Genomic DNA, 16975 nt, shown 5'->3' with positions numbered 1-16975 from the left:
CCAAAAAAAGACTCAATAAAACCCGATCCCAAGCAGAGTGCGGGCTGGCGTCCGATCCGCTCAACCGAAAAAAAAATCGCGCCCTGCCATACCGGTTTCGAGATGACAGTAACGGCAAACACTGCCCATACTGAGCATGCATACACTATCACTCGACAGGGGCCTTCCCATGCGCACCTCCCTGCTGTTGCTACTGCTCTCCACCCTCTCCCTGCCGCTCTGGGCCGCAAACATTCTGGTGATCAGCAGCTACCATCCCGAATACCTTTGGGACCAGAGCTACAACGAAGGTTTGCGCAAAGGGTTGCAGGGGGAGCACAAGATCTCTCACTTCTATATGGATACCAAACGCCATCCACGGGAGTCGTTCGACAACATCGCTCAACGAGCTATCGCTTTTTATCTCAAGAGCAAACCGGATCTGGTGGTGCTGGGGGATGACAATGCCATCAACTATCTGGCCAACGAGATCGCCTCGCTGGGTACTCCCGTAGTCTTTCTCGGCATGAACGAAAACCCCCGCCTCAAGGGCTTTGTCGGCCACCCCAAGATCACCGGGGTGCTGGAACGCCCCCTGCTCAAGCGCAACATCAGCGAAATAAGCCAGATGATGGGGGGGCTCGACAAGGCGCTGGTACTGTTTGATTCCAGCAATGTGGCCCTCACCGCTATCGAGGATGAATTCAAGACCCAGACCGAATTGCGAGTCGGCCAGACCCGGGTCAACAGCCAGCTGATGGGCGACTACAGCCTCTGGCAGGAGGCGGTGCTCAACGCCAAGAAGAATGGCTATCAGGCAATCTTCCTCGGCCTCTACCACACGCTGGTCGACGATAATGGCAAGCATGTGAGCGAACAGACTGTGCTGGAGTGGACCAGCGCCAACACACCGGTTCCTCTCTTCTGTTTCTGGGAGTTTGCCGTCGGCAAGGGGATGGCCATCGGCGGGCTGGTACTGGACGGCCACGATCAGGGGTTGCAGGCAGCGTCCCTTATCAACACCATACTGGCGGGCACCCTGCCCCGTACTATCTCCCCGCGAGCGGCCCTGCGCGGCGAATATGTCTTCAGCAAGAGCGAGCTGGCCCGCTGGCAGCTCACTGTGCCCGACAAATGGCACAACAAGATCATGTGGCGTGAGTAACAATAAGTAACCCGGCACATTGGCCGGGTAACACCTGCACAGTCAGATGACTGATGACCGAAAGCCGCGTGAGTCAGCTGGCAGCAAAAGGCAGGGAGAGGCGCTTGGCAAGCGCCTGGAAGTGCTGGCTGATCTCGGCACCAAACAGAGGATCACCGATAGCTCGGTTCTGCCAGTTTTGCTCCAGATGACGCCAGTCATCCTCGGTCAGGGAGTCACGCAGATGGGGGAAGATCACCCCCTCTTCGTAGTTCATGTGTGCCTCTTGCAGCTCCACGAAGCGCTCCAGCTTGGCGGTGAACTGATCGAGCGGGATCACCGCATCCATCAGGATCATCTCCACCATCTCCTTGAGCTCGGTCCCTGCCTCCAGCAACTTGAGATGCTCTTCATGCAAGCGGTTCGCGACATCCCCCTCCACCACCCGGTATTTCAGGTAGTAGTCATAGACAAGATCTTCCTTGGGGTGGTGATACTTGTCAGAGACCTCCCGCAGATAATCGATGACATCGCGCACCAGAAAATAGCTGATGGGTTGCTCGGCACGAATGGCGGCCAGCTTCTGCTTCAGCAGATCCAGCAGTCGGGCGATATTGAGGTGATCCTTGTGCAGACTCGATAACATGGGCACTCCTTGGCGCTGAAATAAAATGTTACTTTCCTGAGTATACGGTCATTTGTCGCCCGAACTTTGCACTCAATCAAGTGGTTGGCAGACAGATTGCCATTCGATCGGGCTTTTACCCTGCAATTCCAGCAGGCGGTTGGTCTCGGAAAAGTGGCCGCAACCGATAAAACCACGGTGGGCAGAAAGGGGGCTGGGATGGGGTGCCGTCAACACGTGGTGGCGTTGCCGGTCGATAAAACGCCCTTTCTTCTGGGCATGGGAGCCCCACAACAGAAATACCACCCCCTGACAACTGGCATTGATCTGCTCAATGACCCGATCGGTGAAGGTTTCCCACCCCAGATGGGCATGAGAGTGTGCCTGACCGGCCTGCACTGTCAGCACTGTGTTGAGCAGCAGAACCCCCTGTCTGGCCCAGGACTCCAGAAAACCGTGATTGGGTGTGACGAAACCAGGCAGATCCCGCTGCATCTCCTTATAGATGTTGACCAGTGAGGGAGGCGTACGCACGCCGGGCAGAACGGAGAAGCAGAGCCCGTGCGCCTGATTGGGGCCGTGGTAGGGATCCTGCCCCAGGATCACCACCTTGACCTGATCCAGTTCGGTCAGTTTGAAAGCATTGAACACATCGGCCGCGGGGGGGTAGATCACCTTGCCCGCTTCCCGCTCTGCCCTGACGGTCGCCAGCGTACACTTGAAATAGTCCTGCTCTTTTTCAGAGCCAATCACATCACTCCAGGTCAGCACCCCGGCCTCCTCACTTGATACGGCGAAGGAGTCAGGATAGGGGGGCAGCCCGCAAGACGCAACCGTGACTCACACTTTCCAGAGCCTGGCGAGCCGACCGGAGCGCTCCAGTTTGTGCAGACCGGCGTTAAACAGCAACATCAAGCGGCGGGCATCGGGATCGGCCTTGCGCATCAGCAGATAGCCCGGCTGGGACCAGATGGGATCGGGGGCACCACTCAATGCTGCCGCTTGGGGATGACGAGAGAGAACCTGCTGAAACAGAACCTGTGCCACCTGTTCATCCATGACCAGATAACGAATGCGTCCGGTGAGCAGTTTCTCCATGCTCTCCTCATCGGAGTCGGACCACTCAAGAGACAGCTCGGATTGCCTTGCTGCAAACCCTTCACCATAAAAATAGCCACGGGTAACCCCGACAGGCTCGTTTTTCAGCTCACCCAAACTGACCAATGGCGAACCATTAAGTGCAAGCAGACGGGTCGTAAATTTGCCCAGCGATGCAGAGAGATAGAAGTGCTGCTCGCGCTCGCGAGAGCGAAACCAGGGCATGGTAATCATATAACGCCCTTCAAGAGTCAGGCTGTATGCCTCAGACCAGGGGTAGAAATGAAAGCTGACATCGACCCCCTGCTCGGCAAAGGCCTCACGTACCACCTGACAGAGAAACCCCTGATTGGGCAGCGACTCACTGATATAAGGCGGCCATTCGCCCACCGCTATGCGTACTGTTTCGGCCCGGACCACAGCTGTGATTGCCCAGCAACAGAACAGGGCCAACCATCCCCACATTCGCCACCTGATATTCACCCGACACTCTCCTTGCTTTCTGCTGAGTGTAGCCAACTCCTCAATCCACCACAGAAAAGCCGAAAAAGATGTAGTTAAATTACTAGATTAAAAAGATAAAAGATGCATAATTTTGATATCTTACAAAATCAGAAAAATGACCTATTTTTGATTCAACTCAAGAATTTAATCCCATTCAAATGGCGCTTTATTGATTTTTATTGATCTGGATCAATTTTAGTAATATTACCAACATGATATATATGACCCCATCAAAGCAAAGGTGTAAGGCAAGGGCCCTTTAAGCCACCGCAATTAACGGTAGCTTAAATACATCAGGGTAATTTCCTTACAGTTGGATTCGCGTTCCCATTGAGGAGTCATACCATGATCAAAGGCATTCAAATCACCCAGGCTGCCAACACCGCCCTGCTGAACTCTTTCTGGCTGCTGGACGAAGAGAAGCAACAGGCTCGCTGCATCTGTGTCAAAGGCGATGCCTTTGCTGCCGATCAGGAAGTCGCACTCTCTGACCTGGGTCAGTTCGAATACCGCGAACTGCCTGTTCAGGCCGAACCGGCTGTTGAAGGTGGTCAGCACCTGAACGTCAACGTGCTGCGTCGCGAAACCCTGGAAGATGCTATCGAGAATCCGGAGAAGTACCCGCAGCTGACCATCCGCGTATCTGGCTACGCAGTGCGTTTCAACGCCCTGACCCCGGAACAGCAGCGTGACGTGGTTACCCGTACTTTCACCCAGAGCCTGTAATCAGCGTCCTGCAGTGAACCGCTGATACTTGCTGTATCAGCACAAAAAACGGCCTATCGGCCGTTTTTTTATACGTGCTTTCACTAGGCAAGCGCAAAAAACAAGGCCTCGCATTGCGAGGCCTTGTGATAAGTGCTTGTCCCATCAAGCAGAGGTATCCAGGGGCTCAAAACCCTTGATCAGGTCATCGATGGCCTTCATCTGTTTGAGGAAGCCTTCCAGCTTGTCGAGCGGCAGGGCGCTCGGGCCATCGCAGCGGGCAATTTTCGGATCCGGGTGTGATTCGATAAAGAGACCGGCCAGACCGACCGCCATACCGGCGCGCGCCAGCTCGGTCACCTGTTCGCGACGACCACCGGAGGCGGCACCCAGCGGATCACGGCACTGCAGGGAGTGGGTCACGTCAAAGATCACCGGATAGCCACCAGTGCTCTTCTTCATCACGCCCAGGCCCAGCATGTCCACCACCAGGTTGTCGTAGCCGAAGTTGGCACCGCGTTCGCACAGGATCAGCTGGTCGTTGCCGCACTCCTCGAACTTGTCGGTGATGTTCTTCATCTGGCTTGGGCTCAGGAACTGTGGCTTCTTGATGTTGATAACGTTGCCGGTGCGGGCCATGGCTTCCACCAGATCAGTCTGGCGCGCCAGGAAAGCGGGCAGCTGGATAACGTCCACCACCTCGGCGACAGGCTTGGCCTGATGGGGTTCGTGCAGATCGGAGATGACCGGCATGCCGAAGGTCGCTTTCAGCTCCTGGAAAATCTTCATCCCCTCTTCAAGACCCGGACCGCGGTAGGAGTGGATGGAGGAGCGGTTGGCCTTGTCCCAGCTCGCCTTGAAGACAAACGGGATGCCCAGCTTGCTGGTCACTTCCACGTACTTCTCGCACACCGCCATCGCCATGTCGCGGGATTCCAACACGTTCATGCCACCAAACAGCACGAACGGTTTGTCGTTGGCAACGTCGATCTGGTTGATCTTGATATTCTTCTGTTCCATCTAAGACATCCTTAATAAAAGGGCCTGAAGCCTAGTTACTCTGTTGCGACCGGACGCAGCGGCCTTGATATTCTTCTGTTTCAACTCCAAGACATCCTTAATAAAAGGGCCTGAAGCCAAGTTACTCCGTTGCGACCGGACGCAGCGGCCTTGATATTCTTCTGTTTAGTTTCAAGCCGCCCTTAATGGAGGGGCTTGGGGCTCAGATCCAGCGCGGCCAGCTGCACTTTCAGCACATCGGCGACCGGATCGTCCGGGCATTGTTCAATAAAATATTCAAAATCGTCGGCGGCCTGGCGCGGGCAGTCGAGCTGCTCGTAGATAAAGCCGCGATCCCGCGTCTCCAGCGGATCGCCGGGCTTCATCCGCAGCAACAGCTCGCTGCAACGCAGCGCCTCGGGCATGCGGTCTTCCCGCAGCAGGGCACCCTTGCTGACGTTGAGCAGCCGTTCGATGATCTCCCACTGGCCGGAGGGTTGCAGGTAGTCGGGGGTCAGGGTCGCCAAGTCCCCCAACGCGCCGCGCAGCAGCAGCTCGATGCGGGCCAGGCTCAGCTCATCGCCGGTAAAGGGATCGACATAGACCTCCCCCTCGCCACCGGCAAAGCTCACCAGGAAGTGGCCGGGGAAGCAGATCCCCTCTACATCGAGCCCGAGCTTGCGCCCCAGCTGAATGATGAGAATGCCGAGGCTGACCGGGATCCCCTTGCGCTGAACCAGCACCTGATTGAGATCGCAATTGTTGGCAGAGAAATAATCCTGCCAATCGCCATGAAAACCGAGGCTGTGGTAGAAGCCTTGCAGCAACTGCTGGCGCACCTCGTCGCAGGTGCCCTCTTCGATCTGCTCGTCCAGCCACTCGTCCAGCAGGTTCAACTCGCGGATCCCCTCCTCGACCGAGCCATAAATTTCGTCACTGACTGACAACGCCAGCTCGGTGATGTCGTGGGCTTCGAAATCGGTCCATTCGTCTATGTGTAACATTCTCTTCATGCCTTAGCCGAACACACTCGTCTGTTTGAGCACTGCCAACTTGGCAATAAAGTAGATCCAGCCGAGCGCCCCCAGAAAGGAGCACCAGCGCACCAGATTGCTTTTGGCCAGCCGCAGCGCCATCGCCGCCAGAAATACCAGCACCAGAATGGCCATCAGCTTCTCGCTGAGCCAGGGCGTTCCGTTATTGAGCGGGTTGAGATCCAGCACCATGCAGAGCAATACGCCGGAGAGCACCACCAGACCGTTGAGCCAGCCGCTGACCTTCATCACCGGCGCGCTATAGGCTCGGCCAGTGGCGGTCTGTACCCAGTAGAAGCGGAGCATAAACATCAGCACGGCCCCGGCAATCAGGGCGAGGTGCAGGTGTTTGAGCACAAAAACCATATTCAATCCTTGCATGGGGGCGCACAGGCAACCCGCCGTGTAACAGTGAGGAACCGTCAGCGCAGCGGGCAGAGGCCCAGCGTCACCCTGTCGTTATCCCCGTAATCGCGCACAGTGGCTACCTCGCGGTAACCGCCATCGCGCAGCAACTGACGCACCGCCTTCCCCTGATCCCAGCCATGCTCCAGCAGCAACCAGCCGTCAAGCAACAGATAAGCGGGAGCATGGGCCACGATGTGGCGGATATCGGCCAGCCCGGCGTCATCGGCAACCAGCGCCGAGCGGGGTTCAAAGCGCACGTCACCCTGCTCGAGATGGGGATCGGCGCCATCAATATAGGGGGGATTGGAGACAATCACCGCAAATCGTGGCGTTTCGTCGTGATCCGGCTCGCCAAGGGGCTCGAACCAGCTGCCGTCGCGCACCTCGATGGGTAACCCCAGTGCGGCGCTGTTCTCGCGGGCCAGAGCCGCGGCATCGGCCATCCGATCCACCGCCCACACATCGACCTCGGGCCGCTCGGACTTGAGCGCCAGCGCGATGGCGCCGGTGCCGGTGCCGAGATCCAGCACGGCGCAGGGCCCTTGCGGGATCTTCGCCAGCGCCTGCTCCACCAGCACCTCGGTATCAGGGCGCGGGATCAGGGTCGCCGGGCTCACTTTCAGCGGCAGCGACCAGAACTCCCGCTCGCCCACCAGATGGGCGATGGGCTCGCCGTTGAGACGACGGGCCAGCCACGTCTGCAGGGTGGCCTGCTGGGCGGCATCCAGTTCGCGCTCGGGCCAGGTCATCAGATAGCTGCGCCGGCAGTCAAGCAAATGACAGAGCAGCACATCGGCATCGGCGCGAGGGGACTCCCCCTCAGCCAGTACGGTCATGATATGGGCACGAGCCTGCTGGATCTGCATCAGTACCGTCCCACCTTAATCAGGCACGTCTGAATGCGAGCTTGCCGGTTCTGCATTTGCATCAATTGCTCTCGGCCAGCGAGGCGAGCTGGTCGGCCTGATACTCCTGCACCAGCGGCGTGATAACGCAGTCCAGATCCCCTTCCAAAATTTCGGAGAGGCGATAGAGGGTCAGGTTGATGCGGTGCTCGGAGAGGCGGCCCTGCGGGTAGTTGTAGGTACGGATGCGCTCGGAGCGATCGCCGGAGCCCACCAGATTGCGGCGGGTGCTCTGCTCGGCGGCGCGGTGGCGCTCATCCTCGGCCGCTTGCAGGCGGGCGGAGAGCACCGACATCGCCTTGGCGCGGTTCTTGTGCTGGGAGCGCTCGTCCTGGCACTCCACCACCAGACCGGTCGGCAGGTGGGTGATGCGAATGGCCGAGTCGGTCTTGTTGACGTGCTGACCGCCGGCACCGGAGGCGCGGAAGGTGTCGATCTTCAGATCGGAAGGGTTGATCTCGATCTGCTCGGCTTCCGGCACTTCCGGCAACACGGCGACGGTACAGGCGGAGGTGTGCACCCGGCCCTGAGATTCGGTCTCCGGCACCCGCTGTACCCGGTGACCACCGGATTCAAACTTGAGGCGGCCATAGACGCGCTCGCCGTCGATCTTGGCGATCACCTCCTTGTAGCCACCGTACTCACCGTCATTGCAGCTGACGATGGAGACGCGCCAGCCCTGACGCTCGGCAAACCGTGAATACATGCGGAACAAGTCACCGGCAAAGATGGCCGCTTCGTCGCCACCGGCACCGGCGCGGATCTCCAGATAGCAGTTATTGTCATCCTTGGGATCCTTGGGCAGCAACATCAGTTGCAGCTCCTGCTCCAGTGCCTCCAGATTGGCCTTGGCCAGCGGCAGCTCCTCCTGCGCCATCTCGCGCAGGTCGGCATCATCCTCCTCCAGCATCATCTGGGTGGTCTCAAGATCATCCTGCGCCTGACGGTAACGCTGGAAGGCGTGAACGATATCTTCCAGCTGGGCATATTCGCGGGTCAGGGCGCGGTAGCGATCCTGATCCGAGACCACATCCGGCTCGCCGAGCATGGCCTGTACTTCTTCGTGGCGCTCGATGAGGCCTTCCAGCTTTCTGATCAGTGACGGATTCATAACTCTTGCATTCTCAATGGAGGACGGGACAACCGGCAGGTTGCCCGAAAATTATGGCTCTTGTGACAACCCCAGCGCCTGCCGCAAGCGGGAGAGCTCACTCTGATCCCCCTGGGAGGCAGCCTGGCGCAACGCCTGGGTTGGCGCGTGGATCAATTTGTTGGTGAGGCGATGGGCCATCGCCTTGAGCGCCTGTTCGGCACTCTCGCCCTGCGCCAATGCCAGCAGGGCCCGTTGCAACTCTTCATCAGCCACTTGCTGGGACTGATGGCGATAATCGCGAATGAGGTCGACCGAGCTCTGGCCGCGATACCAGCCCATAAACTCGTCGCGCTCTTCCTGCACGATCACTTCCGCCTGTGCGGCAGCCCGTTTACGGGTTTCGAGGTTCTGCTCGATGATCCCCTGCAAATCATCCACCGTGTAGAGATAGGCATCGGAGAGCTCATCAACTTCGGCTTCGATGTCACGCGGCACGGCAATATCCACCAGAAACATGGGTTTGAAGCGGCGGGCCTTCAGCGCGCGCTCCACCATCCCCTTGCCGATGATGGGTAAAGGACTGGCCGTCGAGCTGATGACAATATCCGCCTCGTGCAGATAGTCGGGGATCTCTTCGAGCGTCATCACCTGGGCACCGAATTCGGCCGCCAGGGTCTGGGCACGCTGCAAGGTGCGGTTAGCCACCATCATCTTGGTGACGTTCTGCTCGCGCAGATGACGGGCAACCAGTTCAATGGTCTCCCCCGCACCGACCAGCAGTACCTTGGTCTGGGAGAGATCGGAGAAGATCCGCCGACCCAGGCTGACGGCGGCAAAGGCCACCGACACGGCACTGGCGCCAATCTCGGTATCGGTACGCACTCTTTTCGCCACCGAGAAGGATTTCTGGAACAGCCGCTCCAGCGCTCCCTTCACCGACTCCGCCTGCTGGGCATGGGCGTAGGATTGCTTGATCTGCCCCAGGATCTGCGGCTCCCCCAACACCAGCGAGTCGAGCCCGCACGCCACCCGCATCAGGTGGCGCACCGCCTCTTCATCGTGATGCTGATAGATGGCAGTGACCAGTTCGGCCGCGTCCAGCCCGTGGAACTGCTGCAGCCAGCGCAGCACTTGCTCCTGCCGCTCCTCCTCCAGATTGCAATAGAGTTCGGTCCGGTTGCAGGTGGAGACGATCACCGCCTCGCTGACACCGGGTTGGCTCACCAGCTCACGCAAGGCGCGATCGATGCAGTCCGGGCCAAAGGCGACCCGTTCCCGCAAGGCGACACTGGCGGTGTTGTGGTTGATTCCGAGGGCAAGCAAACTCATGAGTGGGCGACGATCATTTCATACGCTGGGTGCAAAGGCTGCCAATTGTACGAGAAAGGGTAAGTCTTTAAAAGCAATACGGCCGCCCCGTATACTGTGGCAAATTCCTCTCTCTGGAGCCGTCTCTTGCTGCTACGTATTTTTACCCTCACCTGCCTGCTGTTGCTGGCCGGTTGTGCCACCACCCAGCCCCAGCGTGACCAGGTGAACTGGAACCAGGAGCGGACCCGTCTCGAGCAGCTGACCCACTGGCAGCTATCCGGCAAGATGGCCATCATAACCCCCCAACAAAAGGGCAGCGCCCGCCTCAACTGGCAGCAGGATGGGGAGGATTATCGCCTCAACCTCACCAGCCTGATTGGCACCAGCATTCTGGAGCTCTCCCGCAGCAAGGGGGAGATCACCCTGCTCGACAGCGACGGCAATCGCCACCAGAGCCAGGATGCCGAAGCGCTCATCTATCAACTGACCGGCTGGAATATTCCGGTTGCGGGATTACCGGAGTGGATCAAGGGGCTGCCGGGTCAGGCGGAGTTTGAACTCAACCCCGACAGCAGTCTGGCCAGCGTGCGCGACGGCCAGTGGCAGATCGTCTATGGCGATTATCGGGATCAGGATGGCTACCGCCTGCCACACCAGCTGACCATGACTGGCCAGAACAGCCGCCTCAAGCTTCAAATCAACCAATGGACTCTTGCACGATAATGGCTTCCACACGCTGGCCGGCACCGGCCAAACTCAACCTGTTTCTACACGTCAATGGCCGTCGTCCCGATGGTTATCACGAGCTGCAGACCCTGTTTATCTTCCTCAACCACAGCGACTGGCTCGAGTTTGAGGTGATACCGAATAGCGACACACTCACCCTGACGCCGGCCATTCCCGGGGTGCCGGATGAGCAGAATCTGATTATTCGGGCGGCACGCCTGCTGCAAGCAACCCTGCCGAGCCCGCAGGGGGCCCATATCCGGCTGGAAAAAGTGCTGCCCATGGGGGGCGGTATTGGCGGCGGTTCGTCCGATGCAGCAACCACGCTGGTGGCGCTTAACCACCTCTGGCAGGCGGGTTTGAGTGAAGATGAACTGGCAGCACTTGGCGTCCAGTTGGGGGCTGATGTACCGGTGTTTGTCCGTGGCAAGGCGGCCTTTGCCGAAGGGGTGGGCGAGCGGCTGCAACCGGTCGAACTGCCCGATGCCTGGTATCTGGTGCTCAAGCCCGATTGCCATGTGGCGACCGCGGCCGTATTCCAGGATCCGGACCTGCCGAGAGCCACGCCGAAAATGGCGCTGGACAACTTGCTGGAAGGCGAGTGGAAAAACGATTGCGAATCACTGGTGAAAAAGCGCCACCCCGAGGTTGCCAATGCGCTCGGCTGGTTGCTAGAATACGCGCCGTCAAGAATGACGGGCACAGGAGCCTGCGTCTTTGCTCAATTTGAAGACGAAGTGACTGCTCGGGAAGTGTTGGCCTGCGTGCCGAAGGGACTTGATGGGTTTGTCGCCAAGGGCGAGAACATATCACCTCTCTTCTCCACATTGCAACAGTTCAAATGATTGGGGTATCGCCAAGCGGTAAGGCAGCGGGTTTTGATCTCGCCATTCCTAGGTTCGAATCCTAGTACCCCAGCCAATTCCCAAGTATCAATGATGCGTTGTGATAAACGTGGCCGGTTTTGCACTCGGCCACGGATTCGGGTTACCGGTATCATCACATTCATTGGGCAGCAGACACCTTGTACGTTATCTTGATAAATCGTTTGCCCCAAAACGATAGGGTCTGATTTCAGACTCCCCCACATACTGGATGCAACCCCGAGGTTTCAAACCGTGCCTGACATGAAGCTGTTTGCTGGTAACGCAACGCCGGAACTAGCCCAGAAGATCGCAGATCGCCTGTTTATCAAACTCGGCAATGCTGCCGTAGGTCGCTTTAGCGACGGCGAGATCAGCGTACAGATCAATGAGAATGTACGTGGTGGCGATATCTTCATCATTCAATCCACCTGTGCCCCGACCAACGACAATTTGATGGAATTGATCGTCATGGTGGATGCTCTGCGTCGTGCTTCAGCTGGCCGTATCACTGCCGTTATCCCCTACTTTGGTTATGCCCGTCAGGACCGCCGCGTCCGCTCTGCCCGTGTACCCATCACCGCCAAGGTTGTCGCTGACTTCCTCTCCAGCGTCGGTGTGGATCGCGTGCTGACCGTTGACCTGCATGCCGAACAAATTCAAGGTTTCTTCGACGTTCCGGTAGACAACGTGTTCGGTAGCCCGGTGCTGCTGGAAGACATGAAGTCCAAGAACCTCGAGTCTCCTGTCGTTGTCTCCCCGGACATCGGTGGCGTCGTGCGTGCCCGCGCCATCGCCAAGCTGCTGGATGACACCGACATCGCCATCATCGACAAGCGCCGTCCCCGCCCGAACGTCTCCCAGGTCATGCACCTGATCGGTGACGTTGCCGGCCGCGACTGCATCATCGTTGATGACATGATCGACACCGGCGGCACCCTGTGCAAAGCCGCAGAGGCCCTGAAAGAGCGCGGTGCCAAGCGTGTATTCGCTTACGCCACTCACCCGGTCTTCTCCGGTTCTGCCGTCGAGAACATCAAGAACTCCGTGATCGATGAACTGATCATTACCGACTCCATCCCGCTCACTGCGGAGATGAAAGCGGTCGGCAAGGTCAAGCAGCTGACGCTGTCAACTGTACTGGCCGAAGCCATTCGTCGCATCAGCAACGAAGAGTCCATCTCTGCCATGTTTGAGCATTGATAGATTCAGCAATAACGAAAACCGCCATCAGGCGGTTTTCGTCTTTCTGGACCTTCTCTTTCCAACTTTCTGCTATCTGGTACGACCCTGCCCCGGGCAGGCTTAAGGATTTACCCATGAATTGCTTGCGTCCCCTCCTGCTCGCGACCCTCACCTCCGCCCTGTTCGCCTGTCAGCCCGCCAAAGAGAACCCGCCCTTTGTGCTGACCCTGGCTCACATGAACGACACCCACTCCCAGTTTGATCCGGTCAATGCCGAGATCAAAGGGCAGATCTTTGCCCAGCAGGGGGAGATGGACACCCTCTATACCCGCTTTGGCGGTTATCCGCGCCTGCTGACCATGGCGAAAGCCTATCAGGCCGAGGCGCTGGCCAAGAACCAGCCCTTGCTGCTGCTGCACGGCGGCGATGCCTGGCAGGGCAGTGGCTACTTCAAACTCAACGAGGGGATGGCCAACGCCGAGTTGCTGAGCCAGTTCGGCCTCGATGCCATGGCGCTGGGCAACCACGAGTTCGATCTGGATAACCAGAAGCTGGCCCGCTTCATCGAGGGGGTCAACTTCCCGGTGCTGGCCGCCAACCTCGACACCAAGGCCGATCCGGCCCTTAGCAAGGCTGACAACCTCAAGCCCTTCGTGGTCTATGCCTTTGACGGCAACCAGAAGAGTCCGGTCACCGATCTCGACAACCTGCCGCAAGGCAAACAGCTGGTCGCCGTCATCGGTCTGGTACTGGAAGACATGGGCAATATCGCCCCCAACGTCGGCAAGCTGCGCTTTGGCAAGGAGGTCGCCTCGGCTCAGGCCACGGTCGACATGCTGCAAGCCAAGGGGATCCATCAGATCGTGGCGCTCACCCACATCGGCAACGAGCGGGATCTGGCGCTGGCCGCCAAGGTAAACGGCCTCGATGCCATCGTCGGCGGCCACTCCCACAGCCTGCTGGGCGATTTTCGCAATATCGGCTGGGGCAAGACCGGCGATTACGCCAAGCTGGTGACCAATCCGGATGGCATCGGCAAAACCTGCGTGGTGCAGGCAGGCTCCTATGCCCAGGCCATCGGTCTGGCACAGGTGACCTTTGACAGCCAGGGTCAGGTGACCGACTGCCAGGGCCACAACAGCCTGCTGGCCAGCCGCGACTTCTTCGCCGATGCGGCGCGCAAGCAAGCGCTCGACGACGCCCGCAGCAAAGAGGCGAGCCAGTTTGTCGACAACCAGCCCAATTTGGTGACCGTGGATGAAGATCCGCGCCTGCGCGGCATCATCGACAGCCACTACAAACCGGCGCTGGAGAAAGCCTACGGCCCGGTGATCGGCACTATTCCCGAGCAGTTGCAAAATGCCCGTCGCCCCGGCGACAACGGCAGCGACAGCCACGGCTCAGATGTCGCGCCGCTGGTTGCCGAAGGGGAGTTCTACTGGGCCAATACCCCAGCAGTGCAAGCCCTGACCGGCGGGCCGGTCGACTTCGCACTGGTAGCGGTGGGGGGCGTGCGCGCCGACCTGCCCGCTGGCGAATGGCGCGAGGGGGATAGTGCCCTCACCCTGCTGCCGTTCAAGAACCAGCTCGCGGTGCTAACCCTGACTGGCGCCGAGGTACGCGCCCTGCTGACCGAGACCATCACCGCCACCCTGCCCGCCAGCGCCCATGCCGGCAAGTTCCCCTATGGCGGCCACCTGCGTTACACCTTCCAGGAGACCGACGCAGGCAAAGCGGGCACCCTGACCCAATTGCAGCGCAAGACCGCAAGCGGCGAGTGGCAGGATCTGGTGGATAGCCAGCACTATCGGGTGGTGATGAACGCCTACAGCGCCAACGGCAACGATGGCTGGCAAGCACTGGCCAATGCCCAGCGTCAGAAGAGCGAGCGGGTCGATATCGCCAGCGTCAATGGCAAGCTGACCGCCTTCCCGGTGCTGAAGGTGGCACAAAACGGCGAGCTGCTGAGCGCCGTCTATGCCCCGGGCCAGCCACTCGATTGCAAAGCCAGCGGCGTGGATTGCGGCACCGATGCAGCCTCTTTCGTGGAGTATGTGCGCGATGCCCGTCCCACCCTGACCGCACTGGATGAAGAGACCGTAACCCTGTTGCGTGCCAAATAACGACGGTAGTCAACCGGGCACAATCCATCGGCAAGCTGAAACGGGCCTCTTGCAAGAGGCCCGTTTGCCCACCGTTAGCCACCCATTGGCCGCAATAATGCTGCAAATCCCGCCATAACATGCGCATTGGTTGAGTGATCGCCACTCGGCGGCTAGAATATTGCGTCCTATTGCCCTGGGTAGTGTGCCCACGGCAGCTGCGAGTGAAGACATCAAGCGTGACAAGCGAAATCAAACTGATCGTCGGACTGGGCAACCCCGGCCCGGAATATGCCAAGACCCGCCACAATGCGGGCGCCTGGTATGTGGAGCAACTGGCCCGCTGGCACAATGTCAGCCTGCGTGAAGAACCCAAGTTCTTCGGCCATACTGCCCGCATCCTGGTCGAGGGGCAGGATGTGCGGCTGCTCATCCCGAACACCTATATGAACCTCTCTGGCAAGGCGGTGGCCGCACTGGCGCGTTTTTATCAGATTGAGCCGGAAGCGATGCTGGTGGCCCATGACGAACTGGATCTGCCGCCTGGCATCGCCAAGTTCAAGCAGGGTGGTGGTCACGGTGGCCATAACGGCCTCAAGGACATCATCGCCAAGATGGGCAACAACAATAACTTCTTCCGGCTGCGTCTCGGGATCGGCCATCCCGGCAGCAAAGAGCAGGTGGCGGGCTTCGTCCTGACCAAGGCCCCCAGCAGTGAACAGAACCTGATCGACGCCGCGCTGGACGAGTCCCTGCGCGCCACCGACATCCTGTTCAAACAAGATATGACCAAGGCCATGAATCGCTTGCACAGCTTCAAAGCCGAATAAAGCATGACACGGGCCGCCTACGGGCGAGCCTCACAGCATCCATCAAGTAAGGTAACAATCCATGGGTTTTAAATGCGGTATCGTGGGCCTGCCCAATGTAGGCAAATCCACCCTGTTCAACGCACTGACCAAGGCCGGTATCGAAGCCGCCAACTTCCCGTTCTGCACCATCGAGCCGAACACAGGTGTGGTGCCGATGCCGGATCCCCGCCTCGATCAGCTGGCTGCCATCATCAATCCGCAGCGCGTTGTACCGACCACCATGGAATTTGTGGACATCGCCGGTCTGGTTGCCGGTGCCTCCAAGGGTGAAGGTCTGGGTAACCAGTTCCTGGCCAACATCCGTGAAACCGAAGCGATCGGCCACGTAGTGCGCTGCTTCGACGACGAGAACATCATTCACGTTGCCGGCAAGGTCTCCCCTGCTGACGATATCGAAGTGATCAACACCGAGCTGGCCCTGTCGGATCTGGACGCCTGCGAGCGCGCCATTCACCGCCAGTCCAAGCGCGCCAAAGGCGGCGACAAGGATGCCAAGCTTGAAGTAGAAGTGCTTGAGAAGATCAAGGTCGCACTGGAAAACGGCCAGATGATCCGCGGCATGAAGCTGGATAAAGAAGAGCTGGCCGCCGTGAGCCACCTCAACTTCCTGACCCTGAAACCAACCATGTATATCGCCAACGTGGCGGAAGATGGCTTCGAGAACAACCCCTATCTGGACAAGGTGCGTGAAATCGCCGCCGCCGAGAACGCGGTCGTGGTCGTGGTCTGCTGTGCCATCGAAGCCGACATCGCCGAACTGGACGACGAAGATCGCGCCGAGTTCATGGCTGACCTTGGTATCGAAGAGCCGGGCCTGAACCGCGTGATCCGCTCCGGCTACCAGCTGCTCAACCTGCAGACCTACTTCACCGCCGGTGTGAAAGAGGTGCGCGCCTGGACTATTCCGGTCGGTGCCACTGCCCCGCAAGCGGCTGGCAAGATCCACACTGACTTTGAAAAAGGCTTTATTCGCGCCCAAACCATCGCTTTTGAAGACTTTATTACCTACAAGGGTGAGCAAGGCGCCAAGGAAGCGGGCAAGATGCGCGCTGAAGGGAAAGATTACATCGTCAAAGATGGCGATATCATGAACTTCCTGTTCAACGTCTAATCCCATGACAGGCCAGCATTTGCTGGCCTGTTTTTTATCTGCCATTGCCCGGGCAATAATGGCAATGTCTTAAAAAAAACCAGATTGTTGGGCTTTTGCGCAACAGAGGCCAATAACTGGTCAAACGCACTCAAATTGCGTTTTTCTGGCAAAAAAAGGGTTGACGCCCCAGAGCCAGATACGCATAATTCGGCCCGCACGGTGACGAGGCAACGACTCACCGGAAGCAAGGTTGGCTATGTAGCTCAGTTGGTTAGAGCATCGCACTCATAATGCGGGGGTCACAGGTTCGAATCCCGTCATAGCCACCA

16 protein-coding genes, 2 tRNA genes and 1 pseudogene are annotated in these 16975 nt (G+C 58.7%); 10 read left to right on the top strand and 9 right to left on the bottom strand.

Going from position 1 to position 16975, the window contains the following annotated elements; genetic code table 11:
* Positions 1-169: 169 nt before the first annotated feature.
* Positions 170-1144 carry an ABC transporter substrate-binding protein gene (locus tag G5195_RS16960; protein WP_421223385.1) on the top strand — a complete coding sequence of 325 codons (975 nt, stop codon included), beginning with the start codon at positions 170-172 and terminating at the stop codon, positions 1142-1144.
* A gap of 73 nt (positions 1145-1217) precedes the next feature.
* Here the strand turns inward: G5195_RS16960 and G5195_RS16955 are convergent, their stop codons facing one another.
* The 3 genes from G5195_RS16955 to G5195_RS16945 form a co-directional block, all read right to left on the bottom strand.
* Positions 1218-1769: a hemerythrin domain-containing protein gene (locus G5195_RS16955; RefSeq protein WP_216951846.1), complete on the bottom strand. Its 552-nt coding sequence runs from the start codon at positions 1767-1769 to the stop codon at positions 1218-1220.
* A gap of 72 nt (positions 1770-1841) precedes the next feature.
* The gene (gene ung / locus G5195_RS16950; protein WP_266134094.1) at positions 1842-2519 is read right to left on the bottom strand and encodes a uracil-DNA glycosylase; all 678 of its coding nucleotides are present in this window, start codon (positions 2517-2519) and stop codon (positions 1842-1844) included.
* A gap of 69 nt (positions 2520-2588) precedes the next feature.
* On the bottom strand, positions 2589-3236 hold the full coding sequence (locus G5195_RS16945; protein WP_254204216.1) for a substrate-binding periplasmic protein: 648 nt from the start codon (positions 3234-3236) through the stop codon (positions 2589-2591).
* A gap of 459 nt (positions 3237-3695) precedes the next feature.
* Between G5195_RS16945 and grcA the strand changes: the two genes are divergently transcribed.
* Complete coding sequence (grcA, locus tag G5195_RS16940; RefSeq protein WP_005343856.1) at positions 3696-4076, top strand: autonomous glycyl radical cofactor GrcA; 381 nt, start codon at positions 3696-3698, stop codon at positions 4074-4076.
* 144 nt (positions 4077-4220) lie between these two features.
* On the opposite strand, the gene kdsA is transcribed toward grcA, so the two are convergent.
* From kdsA to hemA, 6 genes are all read right to left on the bottom strand, one after another.
* On the bottom strand, positions 4221-5075 hold the full coding sequence (gene kdsA / locus G5195_RS16935; protein WP_216951850.1) for a 3-deoxy-8-phosphooctulonate synthase: 855 nt from the start codon (positions 5073-5075) through the stop codon (positions 4221-4223).
* Between the two features lie 182 nt (positions 5076-5257).
* Positions 5258-6058, bottom strand: a complete 801-nt coding sequence (locus tag G5195_RS16930; protein ID WP_005362204.1) for a SirB1 family protein — start codon at positions 6056-6058, stop codon at positions 5258-5260.
* Between the two features lie 12 nt (positions 6059-6070).
* Positions 6071-6454 (bottom strand): SirB2 family protein, encoded by a 384-nt coding sequence (locus G5195_RS16925; RefSeq protein WP_058055668.1) that lies wholly within the window; start codon positions 6452-6454, stop codon positions 6071-6073.
* Between the two features lie 56 nt (positions 6455-6510).
* A complete protein-coding gene (gene prmC / locus G5195_RS16920; protein ID WP_058055667.1) occupies positions 6511-7362 on the bottom strand; it encodes a peptide chain release factor N(5)-glutamine methyltransferase in 852 nt (283 codons plus the stop codon).
* A gap of 61 nt (positions 7363-7423) precedes the next feature.
* Complete coding sequence (gene prfA, locus G5195_RS16915) at positions 7424-8512, bottom strand: peptide chain release factor 1 (RefSeq protein WP_058055666.1); 1089 nt, start codon at positions 8510-8512, stop codon at positions 7424-7426.
* Between the two features lie 51 nt (positions 8513-8563).
* On the bottom strand, positions 8564-9823 hold the full coding sequence (hemA, locus tag G5195_RS16910) for a glutamyl-tRNA reductase (protein ID WP_005362209.1): 1260 nt from the start codon (positions 9821-9823) through the stop codon (positions 8564-8566).
* A 126-nt stretch (positions 9824-9949) separates the two neighbouring features.
* Between hemA and lolB the strand changes: the two genes are divergently transcribed.
* The 8 genes and pseudogenes from lolB (at position 9950) to G5195_RS16870 (ending at position 16975) form a co-directional block, all read left to right on the top strand.
* Positions 9950-10528 (top strand): lipoprotein insertase outer membrane protein LolB, encoded by a 579-nt coding sequence (gene lolB, locus G5195_RS16905; RefSeq protein WP_005353907.1) that lies wholly within the window; start codon positions 9950-9952, stop codon positions 10526-10528.
* Positions 10528-11398, top strand: a pseudogene (ispE, locus tag G5195_RS16900) (4-(cytidine 5'-diphospho)-2-C-methyl-D-erythritol kinase). Before lolB ends, ispE begins: the two are co-directional and overlap by 1 nt.
* Positions 11378-11452 (top strand) — tRNA-Gln (locus tag G5195_RS16895). Before ispE ends, G5195_RS16895 begins: the two are co-directional and overlap by 21 nt.
* Positions 11453-11649: 197 nt before the next feature.
* Positions 11650-12597, top strand: coding sequence for a ribose-phosphate pyrophosphokinase (locus G5195_RS16890; RefSeq protein WP_005343846.1), 948 nt, complete (start codon positions 11650-11652; stop codon positions 12595-12597).
* A gap of 116 nt (positions 12598-12713) precedes the next feature.
* Entirely contained in the window at positions 12714-14702 is a 1989-nt protein-coding gene (locus tag G5195_RS16885) for a bifunctional metallophosphatase/5'-nucleotidase (RefSeq protein WP_421223388.1), read from the top strand.
* A 218-nt stretch (positions 14703-14920) separates the two neighbouring features.
* Positions 14921-15511, top strand: coding sequence for an aminoacyl-tRNA hydrolase (gene pth / locus G5195_RS16880; RefSeq protein WP_167574292.1), 591 nt, complete (start codon positions 14921-14923; stop codon positions 15509-15511).
* A gap of 61 nt (positions 15512-15572) precedes the next feature.
* The gene (ychF, locus tag G5195_RS16875; RefSeq protein ID WP_005343844.1) at positions 15573-16664 is read left to right on the top strand and encodes a redox-regulated ATPase YchF; all 1092 of its coding nucleotides are present in this window, start codon (positions 15573-15575) and stop codon (positions 16662-16664) included.
* A gap of 234 nt (positions 16665-16898) precedes the next feature.
* Positions 16899-16975: transfer RNA gene (locus tag G5195_RS16870), tRNA-Met, on the top strand.

The sequence above is a fragment of the Aeromonas sp. 601039 genome, from assembly GCF_049174415.1.
Lineage (GTDB): Bacteria > Pseudomonadota > Gammaproteobacteria > Enterobacterales > Aeromonadaceae > Aeromonas > Aeromonas veronii_A.
This window is presented reverse-complemented; position numbering and strand designations above follow the sequence as displayed.